The sequence below is a fragment of the Nocardia arseniciresistens genome (assembly GCF_046764875.1).
In the GTDB taxonomy this organism is placed as follows: Bacteria; Actinomycetota; Actinomycetes; order Mycobacteriales; family Mycobacteriaceae; genus Nocardia; species Nocardia arseniciresistens.
Genome location: NZ_JBKORD010000013.1, coordinates 222,484 through 241,330, shown reverse-complemented (window position 1 = coordinate 241,330; position 18,847 = coordinate 222,484). Strand labels below are relative to the sequence as shown.

Below are 18,847 nucleotides of genomic sequence, written 5' to 3'. Positions count from 1 at the left end.
GTGGGCGGGAGAGAAGCCGAAAGGGCAAGCGTGCCCGGACGCGTCGTGATTTCGACGTGTTGCGGGAGCGTCGTATGCGGGCGGTGGAGATGTTCGAGGCCGGTAGGCGGCAGGTCGATGTGGTGGTGGAGCTCGAGGTGTCGGCGCAGACGGCGTCGCGCTGGCACAAGGCATGGGTCGAAGGTGGACGTGACGCTTTGGCGAGTGTGGGCCGGGCGGGTCGTCGGCCACGGTTGAGCGATGAACACGTTTGCGAGGTCGAAGCCGCATTGATGAAGGGCCCCAAGGCGAATGGGTTTCCGACCGACATGTGGACCTTGGCGCGGGTGGCCGAGGTGATCGAGCGCATGACCGGGGTGCGGTATTCACAGACGCAGACCTGGACGATCCTGCGGGAGCGGATGGGATGGAGTCGGCAGCGTCCGGCACGGCGAGCGGTCGAGCGCAACGACGAGGCGATCGCGGCGTGGCGCAAGATCGAGTGGCCGCGCATAAAAAAGCGCTCGGCGCCGAGGTGTGCGGATCTGCTTCCAAGACGAAAGCGGATTCTCCCTGCTGCCCGCAGTGAGAGCGACCTGGGCGCCCAAAGGTGTCACACCGGTGCTGCGGCACCGGTTTTCGTGGAAACGACTGTCGATGGCCGGGGTCCTGGCCTATCGGCCCGACCGCAGTGGCACGGCGCTCGTGTTCCAGATCAAAGAGGGCGCTTACAACACCGAGTCGCTGATCGAATTCCTCACCGCACTGGGTGAGCACTTCGCCGGTGACGCGGTCACCCTGATCTGGGACGGGCTGCCCTCGCACCGCTCCAAGGCCATGAAAGCCTGGATCGCGACCCAACGCATGTGGCTGCGCGTCGAGCAACTCCCACCCTACGGTTACGAACTCAACCCCATCGAAATGGTCTGGGGCAACATCAAATTCACCGAACTGGCCAATCTGTGTCCCGACACGATCGACGAAGCCCGCGCCGCTACCGAAACCGGGCTCGAACGCGTCGGCACGAACTACGATCTGTGTTCCAACTTCCTCGACCACACCAGGCTTCTCCTCTGACAGCAACTCACTCTATTACCAAAATATCTTTAAGCGGATGAGCCAACTCAGGTTCGATGAGAAAGATCGTTTCCAAATCTGGGCCTCACTGATAGTCTGCAGAGAAGTAGAACTGGAGGAGATGTGATGGGATACGCACTGCCAAAGGAGGTGGCGCTGTCGTCGAAACGGTACATAGCCCATCGCTCGAGAAGATGCTCGGCGCGCGCTTTGCGTGATCAACTTCGGGCTTGGCAAGCATCGTCGAATGAAGCGTGAGTGATGTTGCTGAATTATATGTAAAGAGTACGTTTGTAAATTACGTCCGCAGGCCGTGATGGCTTCCGCGGTGAAAGTTCTGCAGCGTGAATATGTGTTCCGTGAACGCCTCGGTTCGAGCGGACGGAATCATATCGTTTGAAACGCGATTATTCCGGGCCGACCGATGTTTGCCAATTTATACTATCAACTGAAAAAGGTCATTTCGATGCATGCATCAACCGTGCCGTCATGGGAGCTTCTGGAAAATGGGCTTAATCCCTTGAAAGGCGCGCTCTCCAAAGATTTTGGTTTCATGTTTGATCCGAAAGCGATGCAATCGGCGCGTATTGCCCTGCCCGCTCGATGGCTCCGCCTGTGGAAACAGTTACCAGAGCAATTCATCAGTAAACGTGTACGTGAAATTTGCGCTAATGAAGTCGAAACACTGGATGTCGACTCCATTTATAACGACTGCGCTAACGATCCGTTAACATTTATGAAGACTAAAAGCATCGTCTTTTGCATTGCTCAGGCTTGCATGGATTTCGACCGAGTTATTGCTCAAGAAATGCCTGAGCCGGAGCCGCTGCCCGGCCATGTTCAGAATGCCGTGAATCGCTTTGCCGATTATTGTGAATCGCCTAATTATTGTGCACTTGCCGACATGAGTCTTACCGCATCCTATCTGGTGAGCGACCACGTTGACCTGCTGAGCTGTACTTTTGATGATTTCAAACTGATATGTCCGGTTAACAATGCATCCAGCCCAGCAGAAGCCGCCGCAGGCGACATCGAATCATCACAGGTCCGAGGCCAAGCGGAGAATAGGTTTCACAACACGCCGACCATGATGGAGTATCGTGTAAGCGATCTTGTGGGCATCGTAGCCGAGACTCAACAACTCATACACAACTACCGTGCGTTAAACGTCGGAGCAACCGAATCCGCAGAGCAACTGGCAATAGTTGGCGAGATACTACATCATATTGGTAAAGCTATCGACGCATTCAAGCGACTGCGACTCGGATTTGCTATGCTGTCACGAAGATCTGTCGATCCAGTTGTATGGCACCGCGATATAGTGAAGTACACGTCCGGGTATGGGGGACATCTCGGCCTGTCGGGGCCACAAGCTCCGTGCATTCATCTAATCGATGCTTTTCTGGGGCGTGCAAACTTCGATACCGAACTAGGAAAAACCTCAAAGAAGGCATTTCTGCAGATGCAGCACAACCATCAGGTCTTCATCAAGAGCGTGGCCCACGGGCCCCAGTTGCGACAATTCGCTGAAGAGTGCGCAGCAAAGCGACGCGACCATCCGGTGGTTCGCGCCTTCAATGACTTGATCGACTCCTACACCCAGGGATTTCTCGCAGTACACAAGGGTAGAGCTGTCGAGTTTGCGAAAATGGGTTTTAATGAGGCCGGGCCGCGGGAATTCACTGCCGAGACGGAGTATCATTGGCCGGCAACAGAGAATGTAGTTACGAAGCTGCATCAATTCTTCGATGACGCAACCGACGAACGCCGTCACCTTAAGATAGAGTAATCAGCGCAACATGAGTGCTACTGAGGTGATCTCAGCAAGATAGGTGGCTGAATTCGGGGTATCCAGGGCTCCGGCGTTGTCGGGTTTCAGGCTGCTGACTTGGCTTTTTGATGGTCCTGGAGGAGATGGATTCCGCGGTGTTGGCTGAGCGCGGTGGTGCGGCAGGCCTCGGCGATGTTTTCCTCTCCGTGGAGGCGGCGCAGGCTGATCACGGCATTCCGAAGCGATGCCATGAGATAGCCGCCAACTGCCTGCAATTCGCATACGAATCACACAGTACGAGCATTGTCCGGCATCTCCCGGTCCCAGCGGGTACATCGCCGACAGCAGGCGACGACGCCAATATCTTCCTGGCTACGAATCTCGATACAAGGTGGTCGACCGCTGAACAGCCGCCGCCGTGGCCGCTGAGACGCTGGGTCTCTTCGACTCCTCCAATTCTGCGCGTGTTTATGAACCAGCAAGCCGATTGAGCTCTTCGGTGTCGGATCAGGATGACGTGGCAGCCGAGCGTGACCGCCACGTCCGAAGCAGCCAGGTCGATCACCTCTGGTCCACACTTAGAGAAAGGTTGAAATCCAGTGGGACCGCGGGCAATCCCGACCAGCACACCACGCGCTGGCATGCCCGCATCGTAGAATCCGACCCGGTAGAATCCGACCCGCCGTCGACGGCCCCGAGCCGTATCGACGGAAAGCGGGACCAAAACGGGGGGGTAAACGGGGGGCTAGACGCAAAAAACAGGTCAGGCCCGGTCCGAGACCGGGCCTGACCTGCTATTTCTGTGGAGCTTGGGGGAGCTTACTACAACACAAACACGCAGGTAGAAGCCCTGGAGGCCCTACTCCAGAAGCTGCCCGACGCCACAACACCCACCCAGCTACCCGTTGAACGACCCAAACCCCGGCGGGCACGGCAACTCGACTCCCCCCAGGTAGCGGAATTGACCACCGGCTACCAGACCGGAGCGACCGTGTATGAACTGGCAGCCCGATTCGGTATCGAACGACGCACAGTCAGCGAAATCCTCCACCGGCACGAGGTACCGATGCGCCGCGGCGGCCTGTCCTCCGATCAGGTCGACACCGCCATCCACCTCTACCAGCTCGGCTGGTCACTCGCACGCGTCGGCAACCACCTCGACGTCGCCCACACCACCGTGCTGGCCGCGCTCCGTCAACGCGGAGTACCGACGCGAGACTCCCACGGGCGGGCACGACCAGCCTCTGCAACGCCGGTGTTGGATCTTGCGACGATGAATGCCTCCAGCACCGGCTCGAGTACCTCTTGTGATTCGGAGTTACGCCCGCTCTCCTGATCCAGTGGCTGATCCGTTCACGTCCTCAAAGGATGAAGGCAGCCTCGCGAAGAGGGCGCTCGCAAGATTAGTTCGCTCTTCTTCTGCTATTTGGATCTGCTTCTGGAGGGCAGCAATGCCCGCATCTGCGGTGGCCACCTCTGCACCGAGTCGTCGCTGCTCATCCAGGGATGGCAAGGGGACGAGCATCTTACCGAGGTTGGCAGAACTTATGGACGGGATCGTGGTGCCCGGCCTTCTCACCGCGAATCTATCGCCGCCGCAACGTGGTTGAATGCTGCTTTAACCGGCTCAAGCAGTACCGCGCGATCGCCACCCGCTACGACAAGACCGCCATCTCCTACCGCCGTATGCAGGATCTGGCCACCCTGCTCATATGGCTTTGAGGACAGGGCCTAGCGCCCGCACCGCATCGAGGCAGGGACCCTGGGATTATCTCCGAGACAACGCATTTCAAACTCAAAGCGTCGACAACGCAGGTTATCGACGGTTAGGAACTTGGGGTTTGGGGCCACTTTCGGTGAAATGTCACGTTAAGGAGTTTTGCTATGACCGAACAGGTGGGGTCCCGGAGACCTCACCAGCCCGAAGCCCCTGACACAATCACCCACGCCGTAAACAAGGTCATCGATATACTCGAAATCCTTTGTGTGACTGTGGATCTGATCGGAGTGATCATGCCTTCGTGGCGACGTTGTCTGGATGCACCAGGGGTACACGACCGCGCGGCACGCGCCGACTATTCGGCGATAGCGCGGTACCTGTGCCGCAGGGAGTTCGCGGGTTGGGGTCCGCTGTGGGTGTTGGCTCCGCCGGAGAGCCGGCCACACCTGGCCGCTGCGGTGGTGGTGGCGCGCTATACCGATGACCTCTGTGATCGTGGCCCTGTCGAGGGGCGGACACAGCGGTTCAAGGAATGGGCCGCCCATGTGGGGACAGCGCTGGATACCGGTAGTTCGGGGCACCGGCTGTTGCGCCCGTATTTGCATTCCGCCGCTCTGCTGAATCTGGCCCGCATGTGGATCGACACGTATCTGGCCGGGATTCCGATCGACCTGGACTTCCCCGGATTCGCTCAGGAAGCGGACTACCAACGCTACGTCGATGCGGTGTCGTTGCCGTCTGTGATGATTCTCGCCGAGGCTATGCCTGGGCTGGCCCCGGGGCAAAACTTCATCGCCTATGCCCGCTTGAACGCGGACGGCGGACGGCGGGCAGCGGGCAGCGGGCAGCGGGCAGCGGGCAGCGGGCAGCGGGCAGCGGGCAGCGGGCAGCGGACAGACCTTCTCACCGACATGTTCGAGGACCTGCGGGACGGACGGCTGCGCCTGCCGGTCTCCGACCTCGACCGGTACGGCGTGTCCCAGGCGGACCTGGAGCAGGGACGCGACACCCCTGCAGTGCGGGCGTTGATATCGGCCACGGTGAGTTCCGCACGTGCCTCGCTCGCGGCGAGTGAGCAGATCCTCGGCGAAATCGCCCCGGAATATCGCCCGTTGTTTGATCTCTGCCGCGCTGATCGGGCTGGGCGCTGCCCACGCCAGGTCATCGCCCCACCATCGAGAACACTGAAATCCTTACAGCGACAGCCCGTATCCGCGCACGAGCCCGCCACGCCCACTCCTTGCAACGCATCCCGGTCGAGCACGCCATCGCCGCTTACAAACAATGGCGCGGGCTGCGCTGTTGGCGCACCATCACGGCCACGCGCAATTCAGTTCGATACGCACTTCAGGCGGAACCGCGGCGTGCGACCTCGTTCTCTACGCGGCGAAGGTTGTCGCCGATGAGTGCGGTCACACCGGAGTGTGCTGGTGCGGCGTTGCCGAGTCGCAAGGACCTTGGCGCCGACTAGGCCCGAAGCTGCAGACGGTAGGTCTTCGAAGTCGCCGGTTCCCACCGATGGCAACAGCCCTCCGCGAACAGCGCGCTAACTTGATGCCGCACGGTCGGCTTGTGCTGAGCGAGTATGTCGAGTCGCCTAACTTAAGGACTATGCACGATGGACCGTGAACTATCCGTCGTCTCTGCCTTTACCGCTCTTCATTCCACGGATCCCCAGCGCAAGTTGTTCGTCTTCGCCGACGAGCACGGCAAAGACACCGACCATCTCACCGTCGCCGCGATCGCGGAGCGCGCTCAGCACACTCGAGCAATTCTGCAGGAGGCCGGTATCAACCCCGGCGATCGGGTGTTGCTGCTACATCTGCCGTCATTGGATTTCATCATCGCGTTTCTCGGCTGTCTGGCCGCCGGAGTGGTGCCCGTGCCGCTCCCGCCGCCGAACCCGTTCAAACTCGCGAAAGAGGTCGATGCGGTATCGGCGATCGCGGAAAACTGTGGTGCGCGAGCGATTCTGACGCATGGCGACTATCGCGACGCGGTGCACGCGGTGCCGCTTCCCACGCACGTACCACAGTGGCCGGAGTTGCCGTGGCTAGTGCCGGACGGCACAAGTCAACCCGACGAGTCTCCCTGGTACGAGCCCGCCGATCCGAATGAACCGGCGTTCCTGCAGTACACGTCCGGCTCGACGGGTTTTCCAAAGGGCGTGGTGGTTACCCACCGCAATATCCACCACGAACTCACCGCTCTCGCCGCCGACTTCGAGCTCGGCGACGACACCATCGCGGTCAGCTGGCTGCCGCATTTTCACGATCTGGGACTGGTCTGCGTCCTGCTCAACACCCTGGTCGGCAATGCCCGCCGGACCTACCTGATCTCACCGCTCAGCTTCCTGCAGCGCCCGGCCGTGTGGTTCGATGTGCTCTCCCGGGTCGGCGGAACGCACACCACAGCACCGAACTTCGCCTACGACCTGATGGTCCGCAAGACGACTCCCGAACAACGCGCCGCCTGGGACCTCAGTTCGGTGCGGAGGTTCGGCTCGGCGGGAGAAAGTGTCCAGCCGTCAACCGTCGACACGTTCTTCGCGACATTCGACGGCACCGGGGCCTCACGGCAGGCTTTCCACCCCGGCTACGGACTTGCCGAGCATACTCTCAGCGTCACCGTCGGCAGTGGTGGCGCCGTGGCCTTCGACCGTGATCAGCTCGAGCAGGGCCGCGCGGTGCCGGCTGCCGCCGGTTCGACACGTGAACCCGCCGTCTTCTACGGCAGCGGCTGGGCCACTAAGCCCGATGCGAGTGTCCGCATCGTCGACCCGGAGACCGGCCAACCGTGCGCACCGGGCGAGATCGGTGAGATCTGGGTCGACTCTCGAACCAAAGCACGTGGATACTGGTTGCGCGAGAAGGAAACTCGCGACACGTTCCACGCCGTCGTCGGCGACGGTGACCCGCGGCACTACCTGCGCACCGGCGATCTCGGCTTTCTCCGCGACGGTGAACTTTTCGTCACCGGTCGGCTGAAGGACCTTGTCATCATCCACGGCCGCAACTATGCGCCGCAGGACATCGAGGACAGCGTTCGCACCGCCCACCCCCGCATTCGTGCCGGTGGGATCGCCGCCTTCTCGGTGCCGCCACTGCCGGGCACAACCTCGGGTGAGCGGCTGATCATACTTGCCGAGACCACCGGCACCGAACTCGACCCGGCCACCGCCACCGAGATCCGTCGTGCGGTCCGCCGCGAGGTTCGTGACGACCACGGAATCGCCTGTTACGACGTCCTGGTCGGCACGGGACTGGTGCTGAAGACGACCAGTGGCAAGGTACGCCGGGCCGTATGCCGTGCGGAGTTCTTGCGGCAGGAGAGCGAACGTCGGCTTTCCGGAACGGCGATGCGATGAGCAGCGGCCTGATCTTCTCCACCGGTGCGCACGATGACCGGCTCCACGACATCGACGACGACTTCCACCAACTGCTTACGGATTTCGCCCAGTTGACAGCGATGGGGAAACTCACCCGTACGCGGGTCTTTCACGCACCGGGCATTGTCGTTCGCGGACACATCGACTTCTTCGACTCGCCCGGTGTGCCAGTGCACCCGTTCTTTGCCGACGGGAAGCGGTACCCGATCCTGGCGCGGTACAGCAACGGCGTGTCCAACGACGATCTCGCGCCCGGAATCCGCGGGCTGTCGCTGCGGTGGTTCGATCCGGACGGATCGGGTGGTTCGCCATTCAATCTGACGTTCAATACCGGTTACCGCGTATTCGCCCCGAATGCATGGACCTTCATGAAATTCTTCATGCTCCGCGACGACTCCGCGCGTGAAGAACTCGTCCGCGCCACCCCGGGCGCAGTGGAACCGGCGCTGGACGCGATCCGGGACCCGCACCCCTACGATCGCTACCACCTCAACTCGCAAGTGCCGCAACAGTTTATCGATGGCACTGGACGTCCTTGGCTGGTGCGTTACCGACTGGTGCCCGAGCAGAATCTGCCCGATGTCGGCCACCACACCCCTCGAGGATGGGTGGTGCCTCCCATCGAGCGGCTGATGCGGGAGTCGGGCGACCGACGTTCGTCGACGCTGCTACGTGACGAGATTCGCAAGGCGGCAACGGAGAACACCCTGCGTGGGCTGTTCCAGATCCAACTGCACCCACTCGGTGACGACACCGCGGCGAACCAGGCTGCACTATCACCATCCTCCGAATGGCCGGTGGCGTCGCATCCTTTCCGGACGATCGGCGCGATTCGTTTGAATCTGGTGTGCGATGGGGATCCCGCCGCGGAACTGCCGTTCGATCCCGCGGACGCACCGGAAGGGCTCGGCATCGCGCTCGCTCGGTCCCCCTTCGAGGCCGCGTCCATGAACCACGCCCGCGCCCTGGTCTATCGTGCGGGATACGCCGCACGCACCTTCCGGCCCGATCCCACGAGTTCGAGCGCGCCGCCTACGACTGAGCCGCTCCCCGCCAACGGCCGCCGGACGGTCTGTGTGATCGGCGCGGGGCCGGGTGGGCTCGTCGCCGCGAACGAACTAGAGCGGCTCGGGCATACCGTGGTAGTCCTCGAACGGGAGGCGGTCGCGGGCGGCAAGTCGGTCTCGGTGCAGGTCGACGGGCGTGCCTACGATCTCGGCGCGCACCTGTGCAACGACCGCTACGAACACTTCATCGACCTGGCCGACGAGTTCGGGCTGGCGACCGAGGACATCATTCCGCCGCATATCTTCGATGCGCAGACCTTTACGACCGCGATGCCCAAGACGGCGTTCGCCACCCGCCAAATCGTCGGGCGGTACATGCGGTTGCGCGCCGAGAGCTTTCCCGACATCGGTCGTCCGGGGCTTGCGCACTCCGCCCGAGCGCTGTCGCAGCCGGCGCGGGACTGGTTGCGGGACAACGATCTCGAGACGATGGCCGCGTCGCTCGGGGCCGTGTACACCTCGGCCGGATATGGCTATCTCGCCGACGACCTGCCTGCCCTGTACTTTCTCAAGGTATCGGAGACGGTAAGCCAGCTGTCCACCGAGCCGACCCGCACCCGGCACGCGAACGCTTTCACCATTTCCGGTGGCCTCGGTGCGCTGTGGGAGCGTGTCGCGGCGAAGCTGGCCGACGTGCGGACCGGCGTCGAGATCACTGCTATCGACCGCAGTGGTGACCGGGTGGCCGTGCACCTCGCCGACGGCCACACCGTCCACGCCGATGACCTTGTGCTGTCCGTCCCCCTCGACCGGCTCGATGGTGTCCTGGACATGTCGCTGGCCGAGCGCGCGCTTGCCCTGAAGATCCGGCGACTGGATTTCTACACCGTGCTGTGCCGGATCACCGGGTTGCCCCGTAACGGGCATTACACCGTGCGGTCCGGAGACGCCCTCCCCGGACCAGGGCACTGTGTCTCGTTCCATCACCGCTACGCCGAGACCGACGTGTACGTCTGTTACTCCTACGGTGCCGACGGTCTCACCACCGACGACATCGTGGCGAACCTACGTGACGATGTGGTCGCGTTCGGCGGCGAGCTGACCGAGGTCCTGCTCGTGCGGCACTGGCCGTATTTTCCGCACTTCGCGAGCAGGGACCTCGCCGAAGGCGTCTACGACAAGCTCGAGGAGCGGCAGGGACGTCGCCGGACCTACCACGTCGGCGGGCTGCTCGGCTTCGAGATGATCGAAACCACGATCGCCCATGCGCGCGACGTGGTCGCCGGACACTTCGCCGAGGGGGAAATCGACGACGCGCCCGGTACGAATGACCACCGGTCCCCCGTCCCCGGTCGTACCGTCGCGGAGATCAATGCTTGGCTGATCAGCCGGTTGGCCAGGGAGTTCGATTTGGCGGAGAACGAGATCGGCCCGCAAGCCGTCCTCGACGACTTCCCACTCGATTCATTGGCCGTCGCCGCGATGCACCTGGACCTATCGGCGTGGCTCGGCCTTCGCATCCACCCTACGATCCTGCTGGAGAACCCGACGATCGAGAGTGTTGCGAATCGGCTGGCGCAGGTAGGGACCGACACACCGAGCACCGCATCCGCCACAGCGCTGCTCCCGCCCTTGGCAGTTCCGCTGACACCGCCACGCCCTTTCTTCTGCATACCCGGAGTGAACGGCATCGCCTACCAGTTCCGGACCCTGGCCAGCGCTCTCGGCCCATGGTGTCCGTTCACCGCACTGCAGGCACCCGGTCATGACGGATCCGAGCCGACGCTCAACACGGTCGAGGCACTCGCTGAGCGCTACCTCCTGGACATCCGCGCGACGCAACCGCACGGGCCCTATCTGGTCGGCGGGTATTCACTCGGCGGGATGATCGCCTACGAGGTCGCCGGGCGGCTGCGTGCCGCCGGCGAGGAGGTCGGCGAGGTCGTACTCATCGACACCTATGTTCCGCTGGCCGGTCAACCCACACCGCCCTGGGACGAGCGCGCCGCGCTGGACGAGCTGGCGGCGATGTTGCGGGCGGCAGCCGGGGCTTCGGGCCACGAGCTGGTCCTGGATCCGGATCTGTCGCTGGAGCAGCGCCGCGACGCGGTATGCCGGCAGTTGACCAGCGGCAGCACCGTCAGCGCCCGTCGTCAGCTGCAGTTCATCCAGCGGGTGTACCAAGCGAATCTGGAGGCGAACGTCCGCTACCGGCCGCCTGAGTCCGATCTGCCTGTCACCCTGCTGCGGGCACGCGGAGAATTTCCGATCGTATTCGGCCCGGCCCGGGGACCGAGAGTGCCGCTCGGTGATCGCACCCAGGGCTGGGACACGGTGGCAACCGGCAGGTTCCGGATCGTGGACGTGCCCGGCAACCACTTCACCATTCTCTCTGAGAGCCGAGTGGGCGATCTGGCGGACGCCCTACGCCACGTGCTTCCCGGTGGCCGTGCATCGACGGAGACGATGCCGTGACCGTCGCCGAGCCGCTCGCCGAGGTCGTGCGGCGGATTCGGGAGCAGGTCCACGTCGTATCCCAGGACAACGGTGGGATCACCGCAGTGACGGGCGATCCCACCCGGCACCGAGTGCTCGCGACCCTGCCACCGCTTTACCCCGAATGGTTGGGCGACCGGTCGTTCGGCGAACTGCACGGCACCCGCTTTCCCTATGTGGCCGGCGAAATGGCCAATGGCATCGCCACCACGGAACTCGTCATCGCGATGGGCAAGGCCGACATGCTCGGCTTCTTCGGCGCGGCCGGTCTGCCGGTGCCCCTGGTGGAGCAGGCGATCGCAACGATCCGGGCGAAATTGGGCGGCCGGACGAACTGGGGAGTGAACCTCATTCACGCGCCACAGCACCCCGGCTGGGAACAAGACATGGCGGACCTGCTCATCGGTGCGAATGTCCGCGCCGTATCCGCCTCCGCATTCATGGAATTGACCCCGCCGGTGGTGCAACTGGCCGCGAGCGGTCTGCGGGTGGACCGGGACGGCCGTATCGTCCGCCCTCGGCACATATTCGCCAAGGTCTCCCGGCCCGAGGTCGCCGAGAAGTTCCTGTCGCCGGCACCCCGGGCCATGCTGGAGATGCTGTGTGCCCAGGGCCGGCTCACCGCCGACGAGGCGGCGCTGGCCGCGCATGTCCCGGTGGCCGAGGACCTGACCGTCGAGGCGGACAGCGGAGGGCACACCGACAACCGGCCGCTGGTAGCGCTGCTACCGCGGATGCTTGCGCTCGCGGCGCGGGTGACCGAGCAGGCCGGATACAGCCGATCGGTACGGATCGGTGTTGCCGGTGGCCTGGGCACTCCGCACAGCGTGGCGGCAGCGTTCGCGGCCGGTGCCGCCTACGTGGTCACCGGATCGGTGAACCAGACCTGCGTCGAAGCGGGCGTGTCCGCGGCGGCCAAGGAATTGCTGGCTCAGGCGGACGTCGCGGACGTGATCATGGCGCCGGCGTCGGACATGTTCGAACTCGGGATCAAGGTGCAGGTGTTGCGCCGCGGCACGCTGTTCGGCACCCGCGCCAACCTGCTCTACGAGCTCTACCGGGATGTCGAATCACTAGAGGCGATTCCCGGGCCGGAGCGGGACAAGCTGGAACGCACGGTATTCCGGGCGCCCCTGGCCGAAATCTGGGCCCGGACCCGCCGCTACTGGCTCGACCGGGATGCCACCGAGGTCGCCCGTGCCGAAGCCGATCCGAAACATCGCATGGCTCTGGTTTTCCGCTGGTACCTCGGCAAGTCCAGCTGGTGGGCGATCGAGGGCGAAAGTTCCAGGCGCACCGATTACCAACTGTGGTGCGGACCGGCGGTCGGCGCCTTCAACAATTGGGCGACCGGCAGCTTTCTCGCCGACCCCGCGCAACGTGATGTCGTGCAGGTCGCCCGCAACCTGCTCGAGGGTGCGGCCGTGCTCACCAGGGCACACCAGCTGCGGACATACGGAGTGCCGGTGCCGTCGACGGCGTTCGAATTCGTGCCTCGACGGCTGTCGTGACAAAGCTCGACCGAAGGAAGTTCGACCATGTCCGATAGTGGGAATGTGCCACCGGTAGCGATCGTTGGCGTGAGCGCGCTGCTGCCCGGAGCACCCGGCGCGGACGGTTTCTGGCGGACGGTCGTGTCCGGGGCAGACCGGGTGAGCGATGTCCCGGCCACACATTGGCTCGTCGACGACTACTACCACGCCGACCCCGCGACACCGGACAGGACCTATGCTCGGCGCGGGGCGTTTCTCTCACCAGTGCCATTCGATCCGATCGCCTTCGGCATTCCGCCGAACACGCTCGAGGCCACCGATACGAGCCAACTCCTGGCGTTGGTCGTCGCCGAACGGCTGCTGTCGTCGCTCGAACCGCAGCGCATGTCCGCTGTGGACCGTGAGCGGGTCAGTGTCATTCTCGGCACGTCCGCACTGGAGTTGCTCACTACCATGGCCGCGCGCATGGAGCGCCCGGTGTGGCTGGCCGCGCTGCGCGAGAACGGAATCCCGGAGGACCGGGCGCGCGCGATCTGCGATCGGATTGCCGAGCACTACGTGCCGTGGCAAGAGGGCAGCCTGCCCGGCATGCTCAGCAATGTCGTCGCTGGTCGGATAGCGAACCGGTTCGACCTCCACGGCAGCAACTACACCACCGACGCCGCGTGCGCAAGTTCGTTGGCGGCGCTGTCGAGCGGGATCAACGAACTCGCGCTCGGGCACGCTGACCTGGTGGTGACCGGCGGCGTGGACACGCTCAACGATCCGGTGACCTACACCTCCTTCAGCAAGACACCCGCCCTCTCACCAACCGGGGACTGCCGCCCGTTCTCCGCGGACGCGGACGGCATGATTCTCGGCGAGGGCGTGGTCATGTTCGCACTGCGCCGACTGCACGATGCTGAACGGGACGGCGACCGGATATTCGCGGTGATCCGGGGGATCGGCACCGCATCGGATGGCCGCGGCGGCGCGATCTACGCGCCGCAATCCAGCGGCCAGGCACGAGCACTGCGACGTGCCTACGAGATGGCCGGATATGGGCCGGATACGGTCGAACTGGTCGAGGCACACGGAACCGGGACGGCGGCCGGTGACGCGGCCGAGGTCGCCGCTCTGCGAGCGGTTTTCGGCGAGGCAGGCCGGGCCGACACCGGGTGGTGTGCACTGGGGTCGGTGAAATCGCAGATCGGGCATACCAAGAACGCCGCCGGTGCGGCGGGGCTGCTCAAGGCGACGCTGGCACTGCACCACCGCGTGCTCCCCCCGACGATCAAGGTGAACCATCCCAACCCGGCGCTCGGATTGGACGGTAGCCCGTTCTACCTGAATACGACGGCGCGGCCGTGGATCAACGCCGGCGGCCATCCCCGGCGCGCCGGCGTGTCGAGTTTCGGCTTCGGCGGCACGGACTTTCACATCACACTCGAGGAGTATGTGCCGGCGACCGGATCGGCGGCTCCTTTCCTGCGCGCCGCCGGCAGCGAACTCGTACTGCTGTCCGCGGATTCGCCCAGTGCGCTGGTGTCCGCGGCTCGCGCGCTCACCGATACGACGGACGGAATCGTCACCGTCGCACGAAAGACCCAGGAAGCCTTCGACCCGGCGGCAGCGGTCCGCCTCGGCGTCATCGTCACCGAGGCGAGTGACCTCGCGACGACACTGCATGCCGTAGCCGACCGGATCGTCGCGGCCCCGGCGGAATCGTTCGCGGGTCCTGGCGGCGTCCATTACCGTGCCACTGTCGCGGAACCGGGCCCGATCGGGTTCCTGTTCTCCGGTCAGGGCAGCCAGTACGTCGGGATGGGCGCCGAGTTGGCGATGGTATTGCCGGCCGCGCGGGAGAGCTGGGACGCGGTTGCCGCACAGGACCGGTCCGACCACGAAGCACTACATCGGGTCGTCTTCGCGCCGCCGACGTTCAGCGCCGAAGAACGTGCCGCACAGCAGGCCCGACTCAGGTCTACCGAACAGGCGCAACCGGCACTTGCCGCCCAGAGCCTCGCCACGCTGGCGTTACTACGAGCCCTCGATATACGCCCGGATGCCGTGGGCGGGCACAGTTTCGGTGAGCTGGTCGCGTTGCACGCGGCGGGATGCTTCGACCGTGCGACATTGCTATACCTCGCCCGGCGGCGAGGCGAGCTGATGCGCGACACCGCCACCGAGCCCGGTGCCATGACCGCAGTGATCGGCACCCTCGATGAGGTTCAGGCGCTCGTCGAATCGGCCGCGGACGGTCGGTTGTGGGTGGCCAATCACAACGCGCCCGAGCAGGTCGTCGTGTCCGGTGCGACGAGCGCGGTGGCGGCGTTCGAGCGGCAGGCGACCGAGGCTGGACACACCGTACGGCGCCTCGAAGCGGCCGGGGCATTCCACACCCCGCTCGTCGCCGCAGCCGCGACGCCATGGCGGGACGTCCTCGATGCGGCCGACCTCCAGGCACCGCGGATTCCGGTATATGGGAACGGCCGAGGCACGCCGTACCCGGCCCATCCGGACGCGGTGCGGGCTGGTCTTGCCGAGCAACTCATTGTTCCGGTCCGATTCGTCGATCAGATCGAAGCGATGTACGCGGACGGCATCCGGACGTTCATCGAGGTAGGTGCGGGCGCGACACTCACGCGGCTGGTGGGAGAGATTCTCGCCGGGCGCGAACACCTGGCGGTCAGCCTCGACCGAGCGACAGCCCGGGGAATGCAAGCCGCGCACGATGCCATGGCGCGATTGGCCGTTGGGGGGCTACGCCTGGACTTCACGGCTTTGTGGAGGGCCTACAACCTGCGACCGGACGAGGAAACAATGAGCAAGGAACAATCTCCGGCGACCGTGAAACTACTCGGCGCCAACTACGGCAAGCCCTACCCACCCGCAGATGGCTCGGCCGCACTGTCACCGCCGAACTCGCCAACTCCGGCTCCACCGGCCGAGAGTGCGCTGATGGCACAGCCACCGAGCCTCTCTACCGCGGCCGGTTCCGACTGGCTCGAGGCACTGCGGGAGACACAGCGGCTCGCAAGCGAAGCCCACATCGCCTATCAGCGAATGATGGCCGAATCGCATCTGGCGTTTCTGCGGCTGTCGGAGGCGGCACTCGTCGGCCTGGCCGGCGGCACACCCACAGCGACACTGCCCGCCCCGGCGCCGATCGCCCACCATCCGCTGCCGAATGGCACTGCCGTACCGGTTCCGGAATATTCGGTGACCAACAGCATCGCCGCACCTGCCATGATCGGCCACAGCATTCTCGACTCTGCGCCGATGCCGCCGGCGCCGGATATCCGTGCCACCACACGCGAACCCCACACCTCGGATTCATTGTCCGACATGGTTTCTCCCCCAGGCTCCTCCGCCGATGTGGCCGGTTTGCTGTCGGTCGTGGCGGAGAAGACCGGATATCCCGTCGATGTGCTCGATGTCGGCATGGAGCTGGAATCGGACCTCGGTATCGATTCGATCAAGCGGGTGGAGATTCTGTCGGCGGTCCGCCAGCGGTTCCCCGGAGTACGTGAGGTGGATGCGGCGACCCTGGGCGCCGCACGAACCCTCGCGGAGGTGGCCGATCTGCTCGGCGCCGGCGGATCCCCGGAGGCATCCCGGCCTGCGGGCGAACCGCCGCCGTCCGATGCCACTATGATTTCCGACCCCACACCCCTCGGCGTGCCCGCCAACACATCCCCGGTCGACACCGAACCCGCCGTGCGACTGACCGTGCGGCCCGTGCCGCGTGCGGCGTCCGGGCTTGCCCTGCCCGGTCTGCGCAGTAGCCGGGTGGCGATTACCGGCGGTAAGTCCGGCCTCGCCGAACTGCTGGCGACAGAACTCATCGAATCCGGCGTCGACGCCCGTGTCGACATCGAACCCGCTGCCGATATCCAAGGCCTGATCCATCTCGGCACCCTGGGCACGGCAACCACCGCTGACGCGGCGCTCACCGCCGACCGGGACGCCTTCCGGCTGGCACGGACCTTCGTCACGGAGCGGACGACCGGGCCCGGGATCTTCGTCACCGTTCAGGACACAGGCAGTGACTTCGGCCGGTCGGGTGCCGCGCCGACCCCGGCGGGTCTCGCCGCTTTGGCGCGCACAGCCGCCCGGGAGTGGCGAGACATCACCGTCAAGGCGATCGATTGCGACACCCGAGGCCGCACCGACGCCGCCATTGCCCGGGCGATCGCGCGGGAACTGCTCGACGGCGGCGCGTCGACCGATGTCGGGCTGACCGCGGACGGCCGTCGCACCGTGCTCGATACCGTGGCACTCCCACCCGGTACGGCGACCAGGAAACCGGCGGGACCGCATTCGGTGATCGTGGTGAGCGGCGGAGCGCGCGGGGTCACCGCTGCGGCCCTTCACGCACTCGCCGAAGCCGACTCGCCCAGACTGGTTCTCATCGGCCGGACGCCGCTCACCGATGAACCGTCGTGGCTGCGGGACGCCCGCGGCGAGACGGCAGTACGTGACGCGGTCGTCGGGCAACTGCGTGCCGGTGGCGAGACTCCCGATCCCCGGCGCATCCGGAGTGAGACCGCCGCGGTCCTTGCCGCCAGGGAGGTCCGCGAGACGCTGCGTGCCCTGCAGATCGCGGGGTCACCGGTGCGTTACGTGACGGCCGATGTGACCGACACCGAGGCTGTGCGGACCGCGCTGGCGGACATCCGCACCGAGTGGGGGCCCATCACCGGGCTTGTGCACGGAGCGGGTGTGCTCGCCGACAAGGCGATCCGCGATAAGAGCGACGAGCAGTTCGACCGGGTCTTCGACACCAAGGTCGGCGGCCTGCGCTCGTTACTCGCTGCCGTGGCCGACGACCCGCTCGAACTGCTGTGCGTGTTCTCCTCGGTGGCGGCGTGCTACGGCAACGCGGGCCAGAGCGACTACGCCATGGCGAACGAGATCATCACGCAACTCGCCGCGACGGAACACCGCAGGCGCGAAAACTGCCTGGTGCGAGCCATTGCCTGGGGCCCTTGGGACGGCGGCATGGTGGACGAGTCGCTCGCGGCGCACTTCCGTGCCACGGGCATGCCACTGATGTCGCTGGCGGCCGGTGCCAAGGCATTCATCGAGGAATTGTGTGACGACGCCGGACCGGTGTGCGTCCTACGGGCGGCGGGTCACCCCGGTTCCGCCTCCGACATCAGTGGGGAGCTAGCTGTGACCGCCCGCGATCACAGTTACCTGTTCGACCATCGGATCGGCGGGTTGCCGGTGGTCCCAGTTGCGCTGGTTCTCGAATGGTTTACCGGGGTGGTGCGGGCAGCGCTACCGGGCGGGGATATCACCCTGTCGGGCATCGAAGTGCTGAGCAAGATCGCCTTGGACGATTTCGCGGCACGCGGCAGGCCCTTGCGCCTGACGGTCGACCGGCCGGACCCCGTGGGCCCGCTAACGCTCACCGTATCCGGGCCGGAGGGCCGACAGCACTTCCGGGCGCGGGCAGCAGGCCGCGGCACGACACCGAGGCGCTGGACCGAACCGACCGGCCTACAGCCGTTGGGACGGGAGACATATGACGGGCGGGTGCTCTTCCATGGGCCCGCGTTCCAGGTGCTCACCGCCGTCGACGGCATCGCGCGGCACGGGGCGGCGGGCATGGTGACCGGCACCCGCGGCCGGAACTGGCCCACGGCGGACCGGAATACCGACCCGGCCGCAGTCGACGGCGCACTGCAGCTCGCGACGCTGTGGGCTGAGCATGTCCTCGGGGCCGCGGTCCTGCCCATGGGAATTACGGAGTTTCGCCTCTTCGTCCCCGGCCCGCTGGACAGCGACGCGCGAGTAGTGGTGCTTGCCGGCCGAGCAGGCGGCAGCGAAGCCGACTGTGATGTCCAGGTCTGCACGACGAATGGACGCCCGCTCTTCGAACTGGGCGGGGTCCGGCTCATCGCCCGGCCCGACATCACCGGTTAGGAG

At 64.9% G+C, this 18,847-nt stretch carries 7 protein-coding genes and 3 pseudogenes; all 10 read left to right on the top strand.

Going from position 1 to position 18,847, the window contains the following annotated elements; all coding sequences use genetic code 11:
* Window positions 1-74 precede the first annotated feature (74 nt).
* Window positions 75-467: pseudogene (locus ACLMAJ_RS24570) on the top strand (winged helix-turn-helix domain-containing protein); the annotation flags it as partial.
* Window positions 468-513: 46 nt separating this feature from the next.
* Window positions 514-1,056, top strand: a pseudogene (locus ACLMAJ_RS24565) (IS630 family transposase); the annotation flags it as partial.
* Window positions 1,057-1,480: 424 nt separating this feature from the next.
* The gene (locus ACLMAJ_RS24560; protein WP_412016167.1) at window positions 1,481-2,845 is read left to right on the top strand and encodes a PrnB family protein; all 1,365 of its coding nucleotides are present in this window, start codon (window positions 1,481-1,483) and stop codon (window positions 2,843-2,845) included.
* Between the two features lie 784 nt (window positions 2,846-3,629).
* On the top strand, window positions 3,630-4,163 hold the full coding sequence (locus ACLMAJ_RS24555; protein ID WP_412016166.1) for a hypothetical protein: 534 nt from the start codon (window positions 3,630-3,632) through the stop codon (window positions 4,161-4,163).
* A gap of 251 nt (window positions 4,164-4,414) precedes the next feature.
* Window positions 4,415-4,549: pseudogene (locus ACLMAJ_RS24550) on the top strand (IS5/IS1182 family transposase); the annotation flags it as partial.
* Window positions 4,550-4,813: 264 nt separating this feature from the next.
* Window positions 4,814-5,953, top strand: a complete 1,140-nt coding sequence (locus ACLMAJ_RS24545; protein ID WP_412016165.1) for a squalene/phytoene synthase family protein — start codon at window positions 4,814-4,816, stop codon at window positions 5,951-5,953.
* Between the two features lie 212 nt (window positions 5,954-6,165).
* Entirely contained in the window at window positions 6,166-7,914 is a 1,749-nt protein-coding gene (locus ACLMAJ_RS24540; RefSeq protein WP_412016164.1) for a fatty acyl-AMP ligase, read from the top strand.
* The gene (locus ACLMAJ_RS24535; RefSeq protein WP_412016163.1) at window positions 7,911-11,417 is read left to right on the top strand and encodes an alpha/beta fold hydrolase; all 3,507 of its coding nucleotides are present in this window, start codon (window positions 7,911-7,913) and stop codon (window positions 11,415-11,417) included. Before ACLMAJ_RS24540 ends, ACLMAJ_RS24535 begins: the two co-directional genes overlap by 4 nt.
* A complete protein-coding gene (locus ACLMAJ_RS24530; protein ID WP_412016162.1) occupies window positions 11,414-12,949 on the top strand; it encodes a PfaD family polyunsaturated fatty acid/polyketide biosynthesis protein in 1,536 nt (511 codons plus the stop codon). Before ACLMAJ_RS24535 ends, ACLMAJ_RS24530 begins: the two co-directional genes overlap by 4 nt.
* 27 nt (window positions 12,950-12,976) lie before the next feature.
* Complete coding sequence (locus tag ACLMAJ_RS24525; protein WP_412016161.1) at window positions 12,977-18,844, top strand: SDR family NAD(P)-dependent oxidoreductase; 5,868 nt, start codon at window positions 12,977-12,979, stop codon at window positions 18,842-18,844.
* Window positions 18,845-18,847 lie beyond the last annotated feature (3 nt).